This window comes from Clavibacter sp. MX14-G9D (assembly GCF_032917815.1).
Classification (GTDB): domain Bacteria; phylum Actinomycetota; class Actinomycetes; order Actinomycetales; family Microbacteriaceae; genus Clavibacter; species Clavibacter michiganensis_K.
In genome coordinates this window covers 1-2774 of the sequence record NZ_JAVCVL010000285.1, presented here as the reverse complement: position 1 = coordinate 2774, position 2774 = coordinate 1, and the positions used below count along the sequence as shown (strand labels likewise).

The window sequence follows — 2774 nt, the reverse complement described above, 5'->3', positions numbered from 1 at the left end:
CGGAGGCGCGCGTGATGGCGCGCGACTGAACCTCCCCGCGGGAGAGGCCGAGCACGTGGCCGATCAGGAGCTCCGCGTCCACCGCCGGGTCCTCGACGCCGGCCGCGGCCAGCGCCTGCCCGACGCGCATGCGGAGGGCGTCCACGGTCGAGGGGACGCCCTCCCCGTCAGGCACGCGCGAGCGGGCCGCGCGCCCGGATGCCGAGGGCGGCGGATCCGCGCGACGCGGAGCCCGCCACGCCGGGTCGGGCCGTCACGCGTCCGTCCCGAGCGCGTCGAGGCGCGCCTCCTCGTCGGCCAGGATGCACGACTCCACGACCGGGTCGAGGGCTCCGTCCATCACGGCGTCGAGGTTGTACGCCTTGTATCCCGTGCGGTGGTCCGCGATGCGGTTCTCCGGGAAGTTGTACGTGCGGATCCGCTCGGACCGGTCCATGGTGCGGATCTGGCTGCGGCGCACGGCCGAGGCCTCCGCGTCGATCTCCTCCTGCTGCTTCGCGAGCACGCGGGCACGCAGCACGCGCATTCCGGCCTCGCGGTTCTGCAGCTGGCTCTTCTCGTTCTGCATCGCGACCACGATGCCCGTGGGCAGGTGGGTGATGCGGACGGCGGAGTCGGTCGTGTTGACCGACTGCCCGCCGGGGCCCGACGAGCGGTACACGTCGATCTTGAGGTCGTTGGGGTCGATGGCGACCTCCTCGACCTCCTCCACCTCGGGGATCACGAGCACTCCCGCGGCCGAGGTGTGGATGCGGCCCTGCGACTCGGTCGCCGGCACGCGCTGCACGCGGTGGACACCACCCTCGTACTTGAGGTGCGCCCACACGCCGAGCGCGGGGTCGTCGGAGGTGCCCTTGATGGCGACCTGCACGTCCTTGTAGCCGCCGAGGTCGCTCTGCGTCTGGCTGAGGACCTCGGTCTTCCAGCGGCGCGACTCGGCGTAGTGGAGGTACATGCGGAGGAGGTCGGCGGCGAACAGCGCGGACTCCGCGCCGCCCTCCCCCATCTTGATCTCCATGATCACGTCGCGGGCGTCGTCGGGGTCGCGCGGGATCAGGAGACGCCGGAGCCTCTCCTGCGCCTGGTCGAGCGACTCCTCCAGGCCGGGGATCTCGTCGGCGAACGCCGCGTCCTCCTCGGCCAGCTCGCGCGCGGCGGCCAGGTCGTCGCCGAGCTGGGTCCACTCCGCGTGGGCGGCGACGATCCGGCTGAGCTCCGCGTAGCGGCGGTTGACCTTGCGCGAGCGCGCGGCGTCGGCGTGCAGCTCGGGGTCGCCGAGCTGCTGCTGGAGCTCCTCGTGCTCCTCCAGCAGCTGGACGACGGACTCGAACACGCGTCAGCCCTTCTCGTGCGCGCCGTGCCCGTGGCTCTGGTGGGACACGCCGTTGGCGGTGTTGGGCATGGAGGCCTGGACCTTCATGAGGAACTCGACGTTGGACGTCGTCTCCTTCAGGCGGCTGAGGACGATCTCGAGGGCCTGCTGCTGCTCGAGCCCGGCGAGGGCGCGGCGCAGCTTCCAGGTGACCTTGACCTCGTCGGCGCCCATGAGCATCTCCTCGCGGCGCGTGCCGGAGGCGTTAACGTCGACGGCGGGGAAGATCCGCTTGTCGGCGAGGGCGCGGGAGAGGCGGAGCTCCATGTTGCCGGTGCCCTTGAACTCCTCGAAGATCACCTCGTCCATCTTGGATCCGGTCTCCACGAGCGCCGTGGCGAGGATCGTGAGCGATCCGCCGTGCTCGATGTTGCGCGCGGCCCCGAAGAAGCGCTTCGGCGGGTACAGCGCCGACGAGTCGACGCCGCCCGAGAGGATGCGGCCCGACGCCGGCGCCGCGAGGTTGTAGGCGCGGCCGAGGCGGGTGATCGAGTCGAGCAGGACGACCACGTCGTGGCCGAGCTCGACGAGGCGCTTCGCGCGCTCGATGGCGAGCTCCGCGACCGTGGTGTGGTCCTCCGCGGGACGGTCGAAGGTCGAGGCGATGACCTCGCCCTTCACCGTGCGCTGCATGTCGGTGACCTCCTCGGGACGCTCGTCGACCAGGACGACCATGAGGTGGACCTCGGGGTTGTTCGTGGCGATGGCGTTCGCGATGGCCTGGAGGACCAGCGTCTTGCCGGCCTTGGGCGGGGAGACGATGAGGCCGCGCTGGCCCTTTCCGATCGGCGACACGAGGTCGATGATCCGCGTCGTCAGCTTGGCCGGCTCGGTCTCGAGGCTGAGGCGGTCCTGCGGGTACAGCGGCGTGAGCTTGCCGAACTCGACGCGGTTCGCGGCCTCCTCGGGCGGCAGGCCGTTCACCGAGTCGATCTTCACGATGGCGTTGTACTTCTGGCGGCTCTGGCTGTCGTTCTCGCGCGGCTGGCGGATGGCGCCGACGATGGCGTCGCCCTTGCGCAGCGAGTGCTTCTTGACCTGGCCGAGCGAGACGTACACGTCGTTGGTGCCGGGCAGGTAGCCGGACGTGCGGACGAACGCGTAGTTGTCGAGCACGTCGAGGATGCCGGCGACGGGCAGGAGCACGTCGTCCTCGGTGACCTCGGGCTCGAAGTCGTCGCCGCCCTGGCCGCGGCCGCGCTTGCGGTCGCGGTAGCGGCTGCGGCCGCCCCGGTCGTCGTCGCGGCCGAGGTCGGCGCGGGCCTGGTCGGCGCGCACGTCCTGCGTGCGGTCGCCCTGGCCGCGGCCGTTCTGGCGGGGGAAACTGCGCTACTTTAGCCCCCGCCCCGCGGCCCCGCCGCGCCCGCCGAATCCCCTGCGAAAGTGAGCGCCATCCGTTGTT

1 protein-coding gene and 2 pseudogenes are annotated in these 2774 nt (G+C 71.5%); all 3 read right to left on the bottom strand.

Annotated features, from left to right (window positions below; translation table 11 throughout):
• A pseudogene (locus Q6969_RS14735) lies at nucleotides 1–130 on the bottom strand (peptide chain release factor N(5)-glutamine methyltransferase); the annotation flags it as partial.
• Nucleotides 131–253: 123 nt separating this feature from the next.
• Nucleotides 254–1333 carry a peptide chain release factor 1 gene (gene prfA, locus Q6969_RS14730; RefSeq protein WP_317231116.1) on the bottom strand — a complete coding sequence of 360 codons (1080 nt, stop codon included), beginning with the start codon at nucleotides 1331–1333 and terminating at the stop codon, nucleotides 254–256.
• A 3-nt stretch (nucleotides 1334–1336) separates the two neighbouring features.
• A pseudogene (gene rho, locus Q6969_RS14725) lies at nucleotides 1337–2686 on the bottom strand (transcription termination factor Rho); the annotation flags it as partial.
• Between the last annotated feature and the right edge of the window lie 88 nt (nucleotides 2687–2774).